This window comes from Neisseria sp. DTU_2020_1000833_1_SI_GRL_NUU_006 (assembly GCA_032388755.1).
GTDB lineage: Bacteria > Pseudomonadota > Gammaproteobacteria > Burkholderiales > Neisseriaceae > Neisseria > Neisseria sicca_C.
Genome location: CP135593.1, coordinates 560,584 through 577,097 on the forward strand (window position 1 = coordinate 560,584; position 16,514 = coordinate 577,097).

Here is a 16,514-nt window from a genome sequence, read left to right on the forward strand (position 1 = left end):
CCAAAGTCTCTCCGCCGATTTAATGAATGACGGTTTTCAGACGACCTTTGAGGTCGTCTGAAAACCGTACGCCTTACAGCAACACTTTCTCCACGCCGCCGTTGTTGGCTTTTTTCACAAACTCGTCCAGCCAGTTTTCGCCGAGGATGTGTTTCGCCATTTCGATGACGATGTAGTCGGCGGGCATGTCGTTGTCGTCGGCGTAGCGGCTCAGGCCTTGCAGGCAGGCAGGGCAGGTGGTGAGCATTTTGACGGGTTCGCCCTGCGGCAGCTCTTTGAGGTTTTTCTCGATTTCTTCCTGTTTGCGGAATTTGACTTGGGTGGCGATGTCGGGGCGTTTGACGGCGAACATGCCGGATTCGCCGCAGCAGCGGTCGCTTAAGACGACTTTCTGCCCCATGAGGCTGCTTGCCATTTGGGTGGCGTTCATGGTTTTGATGGGGGTGTGGCAGGGGTCGTGATAGAGGTATTGCTGACCTTTCACGCCGTTCAGTTTCACGCCTTTTTCGAGCAGGTATTCGTGGATGTCGATGATGCGGCAGCCGGGGAAGATTTCTTCAAAGCGGTATTTTTCGAGTTGGTCGTAGCAGGTGCCGCAACTGACGACGACGGTTTTGATGTCAAGGTAGTTGAGGGTGTTCGCCATGCGGTGGAAGGCGACGCGGTTGTTGGTGCTCATTTGCTCGGCTTTTGCCTTGTTGCCGCCCGCGTCTTGCGGATAGCCGCAACACATATAGCCGGGCGGCAGGACGGTTTGTACGCCGACGTGCCAGAGCATGGCTTGGACGGCGAGTCCGATTTGGCTGAACAAACGCTCGGAACCGCAGCCGGGGAAGTAAAACACGGCTTCGGCATCTTCGGGCGCGGCGGGGTTGCGGATGATGGGGATACTTTTGTCGTCTTCGATGCTGAGCATGGAGCGCGGTGTTTTAGCGGGCACGCTTTTGGGCAAAGGACGGTTGATGAAGTGGATGATTTGTTCTTTGACCGGGGCGGTGCCGACGGTGGCTTTGGGTTCGGCTTTTTGTTTTTTGGTGCCGACGGGCAGGAGTTTGCCGATTTTGTAGGCGAAATTCTGCGCGGGGAAGCCGGTCTGTATCATGGCGGCGCGCAGGACTTTGATGGTTTTCGGGCCGGTGGCGTTCAGGAACGCCATGCCCATCGATGCGGCGGGCGCGAAGCGTTTGTGGCCGGAATCGGCAAGGTAGTTGCGGATGGCTACGGTTACGTCGCCGAAGTCGATGTTGACGGGGCATGGTTTGACGCAGCGGTGGCACACGGTGCAGTGGTCGCCGATGTCCATGAGTTCTTCGAAGTGTTTGATGGAAACGCCGCGGCGGGTTTGCTCTTCGTATAAGAAGGCTTCAGTCAGCAGCCCCACGCCGAGGATTTTGTTGCGCGGGCTGTACAGCAGGTTGGCGCGCGGGACGTGGGTGGAACAAACGGGTTTGCATTTGCCGCAGCGCAGGCAGTCTTTGACGGAATCGGCGATGGTGCCGAGGTCTGATTTTTCCATAATCAACGATTCCGCGCCCAAAAGCTCGAAAGACGGCGTGTAGGCGTTGCGTAAGTCCGAGCCTTTCATCAGTTTGTGACGGTTGAATGTGTGTTTGGGATCGACTTGGTTTTTGTAGTCCCAAAACGGTTGCAAGTCTTCATCGGTCAGAAATTCGAGCTTGGTGATGCCGATGCCGTGTTCGCCGGAAATCACGCCGCCGAGCGAGCGGGCGAGTTTCATGATGCGCTCGACCGAACGGTAGGCCGTCTGAAGCATTTGGGCGTCGTCTGAATTGACGGGGATGTTGGTGTGGACGTTGCCGTCGCCGGCGTGCATATGCAGGGCGACGAAGACTCTGCCGCGCACGGTTTTGGCGTGGATTTTGCCCAAACCTTCGATGATTTTGGTGTCGGTTTTGCCGCTGAAGATTTCGGCGAGCGGTTTCATTACGTCTTCTTTGACGGACACGCGCAGGCGGAAATCGCGGAATGCGGTGAAACAGCTCTCGTCGTCTTTGGCTTCGGGCGCGGCATGGACGGCTGCGCCGTAGCGGGCTTTGTAGTCGGCAAGCGGCGTATCCAGATGGGCGAGCAACCAGTCCCAACGCGCTTTGACGGCGGAAACGTGGGCAAGGGCGTGTTTGCCGCGTTCGCCCAAAAGTTCGGCGGTCGGCAGGTCCGTACCCATTTTGTCGATAGGGAGTTTGCCTGACAGATATTGCTCCAATGCGGCGCACAGGGTGAGTTTGTTTTGGATGGAAAGCTCGATGTTGATGCGTTCGATGCCGTCTGAATACTCGCCCAGCCGTTCCAGCGGAATCACCACGTCTTCGTTGATTTTAAAGGCGTTGGTGTGCTTGGCGATGGCGGCGGTGCGGCTGCGGTCGAGCCAGAAGGTTTTGCGCGCTTCGGGCGACACGGCGATAAAGCCTTCGCCGTCGCGGGCGCGGGCAAGTTCACAGATGTGTGCGGCGGCGGCCTCTACGGCGGCTTCGTCGTCTGAAACCACGTCCGCCAACAAAACCATTTTCGGCCGTCCTTTGCCCGCCGCTTTGGTGGCGTAGCCGACGGCGCGGACATAACGCCAGTCCAAATGCTCCAAACCCGCCAGCCGAACGCTGTCGTGGGCGAGCAGGAAATCGCGGATTTCGACGATAGAAGGCGTGGCGGTGGCGACCGTACCGAAAAATTCCATACACACGGTACGCGTGTATTTCGGCATTTTGTGCAACACGAAGGCGACGCTGGTGATGATGCCGTCCGTACCTTCTTTCTGCACGCCGGGCAGGCCGCTCAAGAATTTGTCGGTAACGTCTTTGCCCAAACCGACTTTGCGGAATTTGTGGCCGGGGATTTCCAAGCGTTCGGTTTTAACGACATTGAGGCCGTCTGAATCCAGCGTGTGAACGTCGAACACGGCGGTTTCTTCGTCGTGGATTTTGCCGAAATTGTGGCGCACGCGCTCGATGCGCAGCCATTCGCCCTGCGGGTTGACCATTTGCCAGTAGGCGAGGTTGTCCAACGCCGTCCCCCACAGCACGGCTTTTTTACCGCCCGCGTTCATCGCCACATTGCCGCCCACGCAGGACGCATCGGCGGAAGTTGGATCGACGGCGAACACCAAACCCGCCTGATGCGCGGTTTCTTCCACCCGCCGCGTTACCACGCCCGCGCCGCAATGGATAATCGGATGTTTGCCGTCCAAGCCCGCCAGTTCGACAAATTCCACGCCGCGATGCTTGTCCAGCTTTTCCGTATTGATGACCGCGCTCATGGCATCCAAAGGCACGGCACCGCCGGTATAACCCGTGCCGCCGCCGCGCGGGATAATGACCAAATCCAGCTCGATTAAGGCGCGCACCAAAGGCGCGACTTCCGCCTCCGTATCGGGATTGACGACGACAAACGGATATTCGACGCGCCAGTCGGTCGCATCGGTAACGTGCGTCACCCGCGCCAGCCCGTCGAACATAATATTGTGCGGCTTGGTGATTTTGCTCAAACGTTCCAAAATCTGCCGCCGCTTTTGGCGCGTTTCGTCAAAGCCGCCGTCAAAACGCTCGACCGCCTTTTCCGCCTCCGCAACCAATACATCGACTTGCGGATTGTCGTCGCGGCGTTTGCGGATTTCGTTCAAACGGTGGCGCATTTCGCGCACCAGCGCGGCACGGCGTTTCGGGTGGTCCAGCAAATCATCGACCAGATACGGATTGCGCACGACCACCCAAATATCGCCTAACACTTCAAACAGCATCCGCGCCGAACGCCCCGTCCTGCGCTGTCCGCGCAAGTCTTGCAGAATCTGCCACGCTTCGTCGCCCAATAATCGGATGACGATTTCGCGGTCGGTGTAGGAAGTATAGTTGTAGGGAATTTCCCGAATACGCTGCGGGGCGGTAGTCGTGGTCATGGTGGCGGTGTGTCCGTATGATTATTGGTATGGCGAAACTGCGGAAAGCTGCAGCATGATTTCGCCGTATTTTTATGAAAAGGTCGTCTGAAAGCGCAGCTTCAACGAAGTTAAAATGATTTTCAAAACAATCAGACAACTCGTTGGAAAAGCGATAATGTAGTTTAAATTCCGATGTTTTTCAACGGAAAAGGCGAAAAATGTTTCAATAGGAATAATTTTCAAAAAGGCAAATATTGTTGACAATTTAAAGGTAAAAAGACTTTTCAGACGACCTTCGATGCCGTCGCGCTTGAGTTTTCCCGTAAAACAGTTATAATGCCACTCTCTTACGGCGGGTCTCCCCGCATGGTAATTCGGAACACCGGGTCAGGGGCGGAAGCCAGCAGCCCACTCCGATGCGTCAGTGCCGGGGGTCTGGCTCGCCACCCTATTAAAAAACACCGAAGATGGATTGGTCTTCGGTGTTTTTGCTTTTGTAGAATCCGGGATGGGGAAAAGGTCGTCTGAAAGCTGGACTGCCTCCCAAATCTTGGATACCCGATAAAAGCCCTATTCAGGTGCTCTGTGCAAGCCGGGTTCTGTATGCGACGGGACTCGGCTTTTTCAATTTCAAACTGCAACGCTCCCGGTTGTAGTAGTCTATATAATCGTCTCTCTGTTTCATCAACCGTGCCGCTTTTTTGCGGTTCCAACCCAATGCTTATGCCGTTCGTAGATTTCGGCGATAAGGGCTTTGTCGGCTTCATCGGGGTCGGGCCGGTCTTGGTGATGGCAGTAAAAGCTGCTTTTGGGCAGGTTTGCGATGTGCAGCAGGTATTTGAGCGGGTGTTGCGCCCTCAGTGTTTGGACGGTTTGGCTTTGTCCTTTTCGGTCTGTTTTTGGCTGAGGGCTTTTAACTCCTTTAGGTAGGCGACCTCTGCGCGCATATAGCACAACTCTTCAATAAGCTCTGCCTGCGTTTTTTCTTGATCGGGTTTGTCGGCGATGAAGGGGTTTTTGCGGTGTTGGGGCATGGTTTTGGATTGGGGATGTTCAAGTGCGCCGATGCCGCCTTCTTGATAGGCGGTTATCCAACGTCTCAGGTGGGTTCGTGAGATGCCGTAGTGGTCTGCGGTACGCTGTTGGCTGCGTATGTGCAGGTAGTGGAGTACGGCTTGGTATTTGAAGTGTAATGTATATTTGCCCATAAAAAAACTGCACCTTGTGAGTTGGAGGGGATGTCCAACTTTTGGGGTGCAGTTCAATGTTCAGACGACCTTTTTTCTATTTGGTGCAGTGTGCCCCTACATTACAGGTAATCTTTTGGATATAACGAAATCATCTTTAAATCGAACAAACCATTCTTTCCCATTTTCAGACGACCTGATTAAAGTAGCTCCAAACTGAGAATAAGGAGCACCCTATGACGACCACCGCCGACCCGCGCGCCAAGCTGCCCGACACCCCGCTTTCCGGCAACGAAGCCCTGAAAGACCGCAGCGACTATCTGCACGGTACCATCAAAGACGATTTGACCGATGACTTTACCGGCGGCTTTACCGCCGACAATTTCCAGCTCATCCGCTTCCACGGTATGTACGAGCAGGACAACCGCGACATCCGTGCCGAGCGTACCGACCAAAAACTCGAACCCCTAAAAAACATGATGTTGCGCTGCCGCTTGCCCGGCGGCATCATCACACCGGCGCAGTGGCTGGGCATAGACGAATTTGCCGGCGACCACACTATTTACGGCTCCATCCGCCTGACCAACCGCCAAACCTTCCAATACCACGGCATTTTAAAAACCGATTTGAAGCTGGCGCACCAGTCCCTGCATAAACTCGGCCTCGATTCCATCGCCACCGCCAGCGACGTCAACCGCAACGTACTCTGCACCAGCAATCCCGTTCAAAGCCCGTTGCACCAAGAAGCCTACGAATGGGCGAAACGCATCAGTATGCACCTCCTGCCGCGCACTATGGCATACGCCGATGTCTGGCTGGACGGAGAAAAAGTGTTCACCACCGAACCGACCGAACCGCGCAACAAAGAAATCGCCGACGACGTCGAGCCCATTCTCGGCAAAACCTACCTGCCGCGCAAATTCAAAACCGCCGTCGTCATCCCGCCCGACAACGATGTAGACATCCATTCCAATGATTTAGGCTTCGTCGCCATCGAAGAAAACGGCAAACTTGTCGGCTTCAACGTCCTTGTCGGCGGCGGGCTGTCCAGCGAACACGGCAACACCAAAACCTACCCCAACACCTCCTACGAATTCGGTTTCGTCCCCCTCGAATACACCCTCAACGCCGCCGAAGCCGTCGTCAGCACCCAGCGCGACTGGGGCAACCGCAGCGACCGCAAAGCCGCACGTACCCGCTATACCCTCCAGCGCGTCGGCGTCGAAGTGTTCAAAGAAGAAGTTGAACGGCGCATGGGCATCAAGTTCGAACCTATCCGCCCCTACGCCTTCACCCATCGCGGCGACCACATCGGCTGGGTTAAAGGACTCGAAGGCAACTGGCACCTGACCCTGTTTATCGAAAACGGCCGCCTGCTCGACTACCCCGGCAGACCGTTGAAAACCGGCGTGCGCGAAATCGCCAAAATCCACCCCGGCGACTTCCGCCTGACCGCCAACCAAAACCTCGTCGTCGCCAACGTCCCGCCCGAGCTGAAAGACACCATAGACAAAATCGCTAAAGAACACGGCTTAATCAGCAAATCCATCACCATCCAGCGCGAAAACTCCATGGCGTGCGTCGCCCTGCCAACCTGTCCGCTGGCGATGGCGGAAGCCGAACGCTTCCTGCCGTCGTTCTCCGACAAAATCGACGAAATGTTCGCCAAATACGGCTTGGAAGACGAATACATCGTTTTGCGTGTAACGGGTTGTCCCAACGGCTGCGGCCGCGCCATGCTCGCCGAAATCGGTTTGGTCGGCAAAGCCGTCGGCCGCTACAACCTCTACGCAGGCGGCAACCGCGAAGGCACACGCATCCCGCGTCTCTTTAAAGAAAACATTACCGAACCCGAAATCCTCGAAATCGTCGACGGCTGGGTCGGAAACTGGGCGCAAAACCGCCTCGACGACGAAGGCTTCGGCGACTTCGCCATCCGCACTGGTATTGTCAAACCTGTTCTCGATCCGCCACGCGATTTTTGGGTATGAGTGCAGGTAAGGAAGGATGTACAGGAAGAAAGGTCGTCTGAAAAATTCAGACGACCTTTTGGATTTTGAGAACAACGGTTTTCTCGGGCGAACGCGGGACGCAATCGTTCGCTTTAGGGGCGGGTTGGAAGGCCGTTTGAAAAGTTGTCGTGGTGCAGGCTGTGTCTCCAGATTGCTGCAGTCGGACAGACGGCGGGAAGGAAAGTTTTCGCTGGCAAAGCCCATGATGCGACATCCTATTCGAAACGTCTTCCGAATCTGGCAAACATACTTAATTTTAATTCCGGCATATCATTAAATTCCATCATTCCCGCCCCCGCCTACGCGAGGACAGGCTACGGCGGGAGTCCATCGTAAAACTTGAGAAACCTTGGTTTGAAAAACAGTTTCTGAATTTCAAAAATGGATTGCCGCCTGCTCAGGAATGACGACAACCGGTAAATTGCGTATCTGAAAGAAAGTATAGTGGATTAAATTTAAATCAGGACAAGGCGACGAAGCCGCAGACAGTACAAATAGTACGGCAAGGCGAGGCAACGCCGTACTGGTTTAAATTTAATCTACTATAATTTAGCTATAGCCCGACTTTGGGTTGGCAAACTCGAAAAAATAAGAGTAAGAGTTGAAAGCCGGTAGTCAAAAGGTCGTCTGAAAGTGTTCAGACGACCTTTGTTTTGGGAAAAAGCTCAACGGATGACGTTGCGCCAGTCGCTTTCGAAATAGCTGACGAGGATTTGGTTGTTCAGATAGTTCGGCTCAACCTTGCGCCTTGCCATGTCCGGCGGGAAGCGGAACATTTCGGCGGCGGTTTGGGCGTTCAGATAACGCGTAGGGACGTCGAATTTCTGCGGGACGGGGAATTGTTTATCGAAGCCTGCCAACACAAATCCCCATTCGCCGAAGGAGGGGACGTAAACGTGATATGGGGCGGTGGAAAGGCCGGCGGCTTCGAGGGTGGAGACGACCGACCAGTAGGCGTTGGGGGCGAAGTAGGGCGAGGTGGATTGGACGACGATTTTGCCCTGCGGATGAAGATGGCGGGCGACGAGGCGGTACATGGGGACGGAGTAGAGTTTGCCCAGTGAGAAGTTGGACGGGTCGGGCAGGTCGATGATGATGACGTCGAATTTTTCAGACGACCCCTCCAGCCATTTGGCGGCATCGTCGTTGACGACGTGCATTTTGGGGTGGGACAGCGAGCCTTGGTTGAGCGCGCTTAAGGTGGCGGAGGTTTTAAAGGTGGCGGTCATGTCGGGGTCTAAATCGACTAGGGTAACGTGTTTGACCTGCGGGTATTTCAAGACTTCGCGCGCCGCCAATCCGTCGCCGCCGCCGAGGATGAGGATGCGGGAGGCGTTTTGAACCATCTGCATGGCGGGCAGGACGAGGGCTTCGTGGTAACGGGCTTCGTCGCGCGAGGAGAATTGCAGGTTGCCGTTGATGTAGAGGCGGGTGTCGTCTTTCCAGCGGGTCACGACGAGCCGTTGGTAGGGCGAGTGGCTTTGATAGACGACGGGGTCGCCGAAATAGCTTTGTTCGGCTTTGAAGGAGATGCGGTCGGCGTAGGCGAAAGCGGCGGCGAGGACGGACAAGACAATCAGCGCGTGCAGGCGGATGGCGCGGTAGCGGGGCAGTTCGGCTTTGAATACGCGTGCGGTCAGGTAGGCGACGGCGGCGTTGAGGATGCCGAACAAGAGGGCGGAACGCGCCATGCCGAGTTTGGGGGCGAGGAGAAGCGGAAAGAGCAAGGAAACGGCGAGTGCGCCCAAATAGTCGAAGGTCAGGACTTTGGAAACGAGTTCTTTAAACTCTGCGCCTTTGCGGTTTAACACGCGCATCACCAACGGGATTTCCATGCCGACGACTGCGCCGACAATCAACACGAAGGCGTAGAGCAGGGTGCGGAACGGGGCGGCGGAAAGCCCGAAGGCGACGAACAAGGCCAGTGCGGAAATGCCGCCGATGATGCCGACCAAAAGTTCGATTTCGATGAAGCGGTGCAACACGTCTTCGTCTTTGATGTAGCGGGTCAGGTGCGCGCCTATGCCCATCGAGAAAAGATAAAGTCCGATGACGGAGGAAAACTGCAAAATGCTGTCGCCCAAAAGATAGCTCGCCAACGCGGCGATGATGAGTTCGTAGGCGAGGCCGCAACTGGCGACGATGAAGACGGAGATGATGAGGGTGCGGTTGGCGGTCATGGTGTGGTAGGAATAGGGTTTGAGCTGCTATTGTATATTGAAATAGGGATGGTCTGCCGCAAAGGTCGTCTGAAAAACTCCAGCCGTTTGTTCAGACGACGTTTCCGTATTTTTGGGGTTGACATGAAAATATTGTCAACAATTTGGGCAACTTTGTCCGATTTATTCTATAATTCTAGTTTCCAAGTTAACCTCGAATTCGGAGAAGACGATATGTGCGGTGTATTAGGTTTGGTCAGCCATGAGCCGGTAAACCAGCTTCTGTACGACGGTTTGCAGATGTTGCAGCACAGGGGGCAGGATGCGGCGGGCATTGTAACGGCCGAGGGCGGCACGTTCCATATGCACAAAGGCAAAGGCATGGTGCGCGAAGTGTTCCGCACACGCAATATGCGCGATTTGGTCGGCAACGCGGGCATCGCCCACGTCCGTTATCCTACGGCGGGCAACGCGGGCAGCAGCGCGGAAGCCCAGCCTTTCTACGTCAGCTCGCCTTTCGGCATCGTGTTGGCACACAACGGCAACCTCACCAATACCGCCGAACTGTATGAAAACGTGTGCAACAAACACCTGCGCCACGTCAACACCAGCTCCGATTCCGAAGTCTTGCTCAACGTATTCGCGCACGAATTGCGCCGCGAAGTCTCTAAAAACGCCAATCCCCACCGGCTCAATATCGACAATATTTTCAACGCCGTTGCCGAAGTCCACCGCCTGGTGCGCGGCGCATACGGCGTGGTTGCCATGATTGCGGGCTACGGCATGCTCGCTTTCCGCGATCCTTACGGCATACGCCCGCTGGTGTTGGGTTCGCAAACCGACGAGGCAGGCAGAAAATCCTATGCCGTCGCCTCCGAATCCGTTGCCTTCAATGCGCTTGCCTACGATTTGGAACGCGATATCCAGCCGGGCGAAGCGGTATTCGTCGGCTTTGACGGCACACTGATTGCCCGTCAATGCAGCGACCGCGCCAAACTCAGCCCCTGCCTCTTCGAATACGTCTATTTTGCCCGTCCCGACTCCGTGATCGACGGCGTATCGGTTTACCAATCGCGTTTGGACATGGGCGTGTCCTTAGCGGAAAAAATCAAACGCGAGCTGCCCGTGGACGACATCGACGTCGTGATGCCCATTCCCGACACCAGCCGTCCCAGCGCGATGGAACTTGCCGTCCACCTCAAAAAGCCTTACCGCGAAGGTTTGATTAAAAACCGCTATATCGGCCGCACCTTTATCATGCCCGGTCAGGCGACGCGCAAAAAATCCGTGCGCCAAAAACTCAGCCCGATGGAAACCGAGTTTGAAGGAAAAAGCGTATTGCTGGTGGACGATTCCATCGTGCGCGGGACGACCAGCCGCGAAATCGTCGAAATGGTACGCGCAGCGGGCGCGCGCAAAGTCTATATCGCCTCCGCCGCTCCCGAAGTACGCTATCCCAATGTGTACGGCATCGACATGCCCACGCGCGAAGAATTGATTGCCAACGGGCGCAGCGCGGCGGAAATTGCCGCCGAAATCGGCGCGGACGGCATCGTTTTCCAAAATTTGAGCGATTTGGAAACCGTCGTCAAAGCACTCAATCCGCAAATCGAATCCTTCGATTCGTCCTGTTTCAACGGCATCTATCAAACCGGGGACATCGACCAAGCCTACCTCGACCGCCTGTCCGCCGAGAAATCCGGCTGCGGCGGCTTGAAAATCCACCCGAGCAGGATGGAACACAGCATCAGCATCAGCGATACGGGTGACGAAGAATAAAACCGGTTTGAACGATTAAGGCAAAAGGTCGTCTGAAAACCGCCCTCCTTTAAAGGGAAAGGGTTTTCAGACGGCCTTTTCCCTTTGAATGAAAGAGCCTGATTTTGCCAAAGGGTTATTCTTAATTTATTTATACTTCATGGAATATAACTACAAAATACAAAAATACAACAATCAAAGAGAAACTTTACAAGAAAAAACTTGCATTACTTCCGCTTAAAGCGCATAATTCGTCCCGTTAGCTGGTTCGAGTAGTCAGTTAATAGTTTCTCCTCTATTTCTCCTTTGTAGACTTGGCACACATCTTATTGATGTGTGCATTTTTTTTTGCTTTTTTCTTTCAATCTAATGATATAAGCAAAGAAGTTACAATATTTCATATTTCCCTATCTACTATCTACCAGTGTAATTATTCTAATCTTGGCTTCTGTCCTACACTCAATCCAAATCCAATACCGTTTCTTCTTTTACTTCCTCCATCACCACATAACTTCGGCTTTCCGCCGCGGCAGGCAGGTGCAGTAAAATATTGCCCAACATATCTCGATAGGCCGACATATCGGGCAGGCGGACTTTAATCAGATAATCGTATTCGCCCGATACCAAGTGGCATTCCAAAATTTGCGGAATCCTCATGACTTCCCGACGAAAATCTTCAAAAATATTGCCTGACTTCGAACGCAGCTTCAATTCGACAAAAATCAACAATCCTTTGCCCAATAAATTCGGATTGAGGCGGGCGTGATAGCCGGTAATGAAATTATCGCGCTCCAGCCGTTTGACGCGCTCGGTAACAGGCGTAGTCGAAAGCCCCACTTTCTCCGCCAGCTCCGTCATCGGTATCCGGGCGTTTTGTTGCAGAAATTTTAAAATTTTCAGATCGGTTTTATCCAGTTCTTTCATGATGCTTTTCCTTTTGAATGTCATTAAATAGGGATAATACATACGAAATTATTAAAAATAAAGTGAATATCTCTAATAAAAATATCCTAAACTAGCCATTCATAATTAAAAATAATTTAAATTTTAAGGAGAAGATATGAAGCTGATTGTTTTGGGCGCAGGTATCGCCGGAGTTTCAACCGCATGGTATTTGGCTTCCGAAGGGCATGACGTAACCGTCATCGACCGCGCCGACGATGTGGCAATGGAAACCAGCTTTGCCAATGCCGGGCAGCTCTCTTACGGCTACACCACGCCTTGGGCGGCTCCGGGTATTCCGCTCAAGGCCTTGAAGTGGATGTTCAAGCAACACTCGCCCTTAATTTTTCAACCCGACGGAAGCCTGTTTCAAATCCGCTGGCTCAAACAAATGCTGGACAACTGTACGGCGGAGCGTTATCAAATCAATAAAGAGAGGATGGTTCGGATTTCGGAATACAGCCGTGAAATGTTCCGTCTTTTTAAAGAACAGGAAAACATTGATTTTGAAGGTAGGAACAAGGGGACTTTGCAAATCTTCCGCACGCAAAAAGAAGTTGCCGCTGCTGAAAAAGACATTGCCGTTTTAGAACGTTACGGCGTTCCCCTACGTCGTCTGAAACCTGAAGAATGCTTGGAATTCGAACCCGCGCTACACCATGCTTTACCTAAAATCGCAGGCGGATTGCACCTTCCTGCCGATGCCACCGGCGATTGCCGTCTGTTTACCCGAAAACTGCGCGATTTGTGCATACAGAAAGGCGTGCGTTTTGAATTCGGACATCACATACGTCGCATCATACACGACCGATGCCGCATTACTGCCGTTGAAACCGACCAAGGACAGTTTGAGGCAGACGCATTCGTATGCGCCTTAGGCTGTTTCAGCAGAACGGTTTTGGAGGATTTGGGCTGGGATTTGCCGATTTATCCGGTAAAAGGCTATTCATTGACCCTCCCTGTCGTTCATGATGAAAAAGCGCCGGTTTCCACCGTTCTTGATGAAACATACAAAGTTGCCATCACCCGCTTCGACAAACGCATCCGCGTCGGCGGTATGGCGGAGTTGTCAGGTTACGGATTGCATTTATCCGAAAAACGCCGTGCTACTTTGGCATTGGTCGTCAACGACCTTTTCCCGGGCGGCGGAGATTTGCAGCAGGCGGAATTTTGGAGCGGGTTACGGCCGATGACGCCAGACAGCACGCCGCTTATCGGCAAAACACCATTGGAAAACCTGTTTTTGAACACAGGACACGGGACTTTGGGTTGGACCATGTCGCTCGGCTCTGCCAAACTGGCCGCCGATATAGTCTGCGGTAAGGAAACCGAAATCCGCAGCGATGATTTGGGTTTGTCTCGTTACACGAAAGTTTGACGGCGCAATGCGCTGTCTTTGTAAAAAGGTCGTCTGAAAACGGATATAGCAAGTTTCCTCAAACCTATATTCCGACTTTCAGGCGACCTTTTTCAATTCGGTATTGTGTTGTTGCGGGTAAAATCCACGCTGCGGCGTTTTTTTGGATTTTCGGCCCGCTACATTTAGTAGAGTGGGGGAGGTTGCAGATATGGCAAAGGTCGTCTGAAAGCCTGGAGTTAAGGTTTCAGACGACCTTTGATTTTTTATCCGCCCAATTTCCGGCTCAAACTTTCCGTATATTCCTCGCGCTCGGCGCGGCTGGTTTCGGGGAGGTGGGTGTTGAGGGACGACCATTTCCACCTGCTGCGCGCTTTGTTGAGTTCGGACGGGAGTTTGTCCGGCGTCCAGGGCGCTTTGCGGCTGTGCAACTCGACTTGCGATTGCGCCGCATGGCCACGCGTTTGCAGGATGTGGAGCAAATCGAGGGCGCGGGCGGCGAGCAGGGTCAGGGTTTCGGGGTCGGTGTGCAGGGTTTGGCGACCGGTGAGCTTGTCGGAAATGGTGCGGGTATTGGGCAGGATACCGCCCAAAAAACCGCCGATTGCCGTACCCAATCCGAGCGAACCGCCGAGCGTGGCGATGTCCAGCCCCAAGCCGATGAGTGCGCCGGTTGCCGCGCCCGTGCCGGTACGGATGCCGTATTGTTTGAGTAACTCGCTGTCGAACGGATCTTGATGGAAGGCTTTGGGCACCCAGTCGCCGCCGTCGATTTCGCTGTGGTAGAAGCGGTAGAGGGCAAACAGCCGCTGCTGCATCTGTCGTTCGAGCTGGCGGATTTCTGCCTGCATGGTTTGCAGGACGGGCGCGGGGTCGTCGTTTTCGTCGATTTCCTGTGTGAAGGCTGCCACATCGAGCAGGAAACCTGCGATTTCGTGGCGCGCTTCTTTGTCCAGACGCGTCCATTCGCGGCGGCGGGAAGCGGTCAGGCGGTCGATGATGTCATGCTGCGGCAGCATGGTGGCAAGCTTGTTCCAGAGGTTCAATTCGCCTTCAAAATCGAAGGCGACGGTGTCGAACCCTGCGAAAACGTGGAGATTGCGGCGCGCCAGCATGGTCGTCCACGCTTCGGGAAGCTGTCCGCCGGTAAAGTTGAACACGGGCATGACCGGTTTGGCGCACCATGACAGAATGGTCAATTCGTCCCGATATTTGTCGAGTACGGGTTCGCGCGCGTCGATGACGTACAACGCCATATCGCTTTGCAAAAGCTGCCGCAGCACTTTGGCTTCTTGGTTGAAATCGTGATGCGCGCCGTGGCTGTCGAGGAACTTTTGCAGCCGCTCAATGCCGTCGGCGCGTGCATCCGTATGGGTTTCCAGCCAATCCAAAACGCCGCCCGCGTCTTCGAGCCCGGGCGTATCGTACAGGTACAGCAGCGTGTCGGCGCCGTCGGTAATCGCGGCTTCTTCGACATGACGCGTGGTGGACGGGGCGTTTTTGACTTCGCCGAACCCGCTGTCGCGCAACAGGGTGCGCAGGAGCGAGGTTTTGCCGGTATTGGTGTGCCCGACGACGGCGAGGGAAAGGGGTTGGTTGTTCATCATATTTTGAGAGAATGGATTTTCAGACGACCTTTTTCAGGATGGCGGCTTAACAGGGCATTTCAAGTGCGTTATTGGCTTTTCAGACGACCTTCCTGCGCCGCCTTGTCAGGTTCCAGCCATGCCACGTCGCACTCTGCCAACGCGTTGCGCCAGTGGTCCAATGTTTCGGACAGGTCGTCTGAAAGCGCCCGTTCCGTCAAAAGCTGCACCACCGCCCCGCCCTGCGCTGCTTCCGAGAGTCGGACAATCTGCCGCAACACGCCGCGGTCGGGGACGGTTTCCGCGCGCACACCGATGAGGAGCTGGGCGGGTTTCTGTTTCAATTCCGTTTCCAAAGCGGCAACCTCTTCCCGATTCGCCGCCACGCCTTTATCCAGCCATTCCTGCGCCAGCCTGCCCGCAAACCATGTGCCTTCGTGCCATTCGGTTTCCAGCATGACTGCCCACTTGGGCGCGTCGTTTAAGGTGATTTTCGGGGAAACGGCGGACACGGTTTCCCGACGCGTATCCGCATCGACGATTTTATTCTGCCAACGGCGGATGACCGCCTGATAATAAGGCTTCTCCAAATCCAGCTTGCTTTGGCTTGTTTTTAAAAAGATTTTGCACACCACCCAAGCCAGCAGGCGCGGCAGGATGCCGTAGCAGGCAATGCTGCCGACCAACAAGCCCGACCACGCGCGCGCATCGGCGATGTTGCCGTTCAGACGACCTTCGACCACCGCCCGCGCGTCCGGGGCGGGGAAACCGAGTTTCGACGGCAGCCATGCCAGCATCTCCACCGCGCGTACCGAAGCGGCATTGGTCAACAGCGTGCTTTCCCAGTTGAACGTATATTGGCGCACCAAAAGCAGCAGCAATACCGACACCAGCATCCCGCTCAGGGTGCAGAGCCATAGACTGTGCGAAGTCGCGCCGGCGATCCAACGCGCCGAAGGCTGCCGCCATTCGTCCGCATACAGCCGGAACACCGCCTGATTGACGGGGTCTTTACCCCGAAACCACGTCGCGGGACTGCTGAAAAACCGCCCTACTTTCACGCGCAGGAACAACGTTGCCAGCCATACCGCCAACATCAGCGTATTCATGCCCAACACACCCGCCAAAATCAGGAAAAAATTTAGCCCTTGGCTGTCCATCAAAAGGTAAGTGCCGGAAAATCCGGTACTGAACATCACCGTCGCCGCCACGACCCACAGCCAAAACGACCCGGTCTGCACTTGTTCCAAGGTATGCCGAAGCCGGCGGTCTCTGTCTATCATCTCCGCGCGGCGGATGATTTTTCCTTCCACACCGCCCTCGACATGACGCAACGCCTCCGTCGCCTGCACGGGATCGCCGGCAAAAATATAGCCGCCCTCTTCCAAAATACGGACAAGTTCGGCGAGTTTTCGGGATGGGTTCAACATAAAAAGGTCGTCTGAAAGGGATGGTGAAAACGCAAAGATTTTATCACAGCCCTTTTCATCCGTAGGCAGGATTCTTGAGTCCGGTTTTTATAGCAAATGGCAAGGCTCGTTTATTTTGAGCGCCTTTTCCGCCACCAGCCTCATTATTTCGACGTAAGCGGGGATTTATTGGAAACCCTAAGAAAGAGAGATTG

9 protein-coding genes, 1 other RNA gene and 1 pseudogene are annotated in these 16,514 nt (G+C 54.5%); 5 read left to right on the top strand and 6 right to left on the bottom strand.

The window, feature by feature from the left end; translation table 11 throughout:
• Positions 1-73: 73 nt before the first annotated feature.
• A complete protein-coding gene (locus RSJ68_02625) occupies positions 74-3,907 on the bottom strand; it encodes an FAD/FMN-binding oxidoreductase (GenBank protein ID WNU97666.1) in 3,834 nt (1,277 codons plus the stop codon).
• Between the two features lie 333 nt (positions 3,908-4,240).
• On the opposite strand from RSJ68_02625, the gene ffs reads away from it, so the two are divergent.
• Positions 4,241-4,337, top strand: an RNA gene (ffs, locus tag RSJ68_02630) — signal recognition particle sRNA small type.
• Positions 4,338-4,746: 409 nt separating this feature from the next.
• Here the strand turns inward: ffs and RSJ68_02635 are convergent.
• Positions 4,747-5,097 carry a helix-turn-helix domain-containing protein gene (locus RSJ68_02635; GenBank protein WNU97667.1) on the bottom strand — a complete coding sequence of 117 codons (351 nt, stop codon included), beginning with the start codon at positions 5,095-5,097 and terminating at the stop codon, positions 4,747-4,749.
• Positions 5,098-5,312: 215 nt separating this feature from the next.
• Here RSJ68_02635 and cysI point away from each other — a divergent pair, with 215 nt between their 5' ends.
• Both cysI and RSJ68_02645 read left to right on the top strand, forming a co-directional pair.
• Positions 5,313-7,067 (top strand): assimilatory sulfite reductase (NADPH) hemoprotein subunit, encoded by a 1,755-nt coding sequence (gene cysI, locus RSJ68_02640; protein WNU97668.1) that lies wholly within the window; start codon positions 5,313-5,315, stop codon positions 7,065-7,067.
• 446 nt (positions 7,068-7,513) lie between these two features.
• Positions 7,514-7,633 (top strand): annotated as a pseudogene (locus RSJ68_02645) (IS5/IS1182 family transposase).
• 120 nt (positions 7,634-7,753) lie between these two features.
• Here RSJ68_02645 and RSJ68_02650 read toward each other — a convergent pair.
• Positions 7,754-9,268: a polyamine aminopropyltransferase gene (locus RSJ68_02650; GenBank protein WNU97669.1), complete on the bottom strand. Its 1,515-nt coding sequence runs from the start codon at positions 9,266-9,268 to the stop codon at positions 7,754-7,756.
• A gap of 213 nt (positions 9,269-9,481) precedes the next feature.
• Between RSJ68_02650 and purF the strand changes: the two genes are divergently transcribed.
• On the top strand, positions 9,482-11,026 hold the full coding sequence (gene purF / locus RSJ68_02655) for an amidophosphoribosyltransferase (protein ID WNU97670.1): 1,545 nt from the start codon (positions 9,482-9,484) through the stop codon (positions 11,024-11,026).
• A gap of 438 nt (positions 11,027-11,464) precedes the next feature.
• On the opposite strand, the gene RSJ68_02660 is transcribed toward purF, so the two are convergent.
• Positions 11,465-11,929: a winged helix-turn-helix transcriptional regulator gene (locus tag RSJ68_02660; protein ID WNU97671.1), complete on the bottom strand. Its 465-nt coding sequence runs from the start codon at positions 11,927-11,929 to the stop codon at positions 11,465-11,467.
• 136 nt (positions 11,930-12,065) lie between these two features.
• On the opposite strand from RSJ68_02660, the gene RSJ68_02665 reads away from it, so the two are divergent.
• On the top strand, positions 12,066-13,325 hold the full coding sequence (locus tag RSJ68_02665; protein WNU97672.1) for a D-amino acid dehydrogenase: 1,260 nt from the start codon (positions 12,066-12,068) through the stop codon (positions 13,323-13,325).
• A gap of 245 nt (positions 13,326-13,570) precedes the next feature.
• Here RSJ68_02665 and RSJ68_02670 read toward each other — a convergent pair whose 3' ends face one another.
• Both RSJ68_02670 and RSJ68_02675 read right to left on the bottom strand, forming a co-directional pair.
• Complete coding sequence (locus RSJ68_02670) at positions 13,571-14,908, bottom strand: DUF3482 domain-containing protein (protein WNU97673.1); 1,338 nt, start codon at positions 14,906-14,908, stop codon at positions 13,571-13,573.
• Positions 14,909-14,979: 71 nt separating this feature from the next.
• Entirely contained in the window at positions 14,980-16,320 is a 1,341-nt protein-coding gene (locus RSJ68_02675; protein WNU97674.1) for a DUF2868 domain-containing protein, read from the bottom strand.
• Positions 16,321-16,514 lie beyond the last annotated feature (194 nt).

Bases quoted from the DNA above. Each gene is read 5' to 3' on its own strand.
- purF (WNU97670.1), top strand. From the start codon at position 9,482: ATGTGCGGTGTATTAGGTTTGGTCAGCCATGAGCCGGTAAACCAGCTT.
- RSJ68_02625 (WNU97666.1), bottom strand. From the start codon at position 3,907: ATGACCACGACTACCGCCCCGCAGCGTATTCGGGAAATTCCCTACAAC.
- RSJ68_02665 (WNU97672.1), top strand. From the start codon at position 12,066: ATGAAGCTGATTGTTTTGGGCGCAGGTATCGCCGGAGTTTCAACCGCA.
- RSJ68_02670 (WNU97673.1), bottom strand. From the start codon at position 14,908: ATGAACAACCAACCCCTTTCCCTCGCCGTCGTCGGGCACACCAATACC.
- RSJ68_02650 (WNU97669.1), bottom strand. From the start codon at position 9,268: ATGACCGCCAACCGCACCCTCATCATCTCCGTCTTCATCGTCGCCAGT.
- RSJ68_02660 (WNU97671.1), bottom strand. From the start codon at position 11,929: ATGAAAGAACTGGATAAAACCGATCTGAAAATTTTAAAATTTCTGCAA.
- cysI (WNU97668.1), top strand. From the start codon at position 5,313: ATGACGACCACCGCCGACCCGCGCGCCAAGCTGCCCGACACCCCGCTT.
- RSJ68_02635 (WNU97667.1), bottom strand. From the start codon at position 5,097: ATGGGCAAATATACATTACACTTCAAATACCAAGCCGTACTCCACTAC.
- RSJ68_02675 (WNU97674.1), bottom strand. From the start codon at position 16,320: ATGTTGAACCCATCCCGAAAACTCGCCGAACTTGTCCGTATTTTGGAA.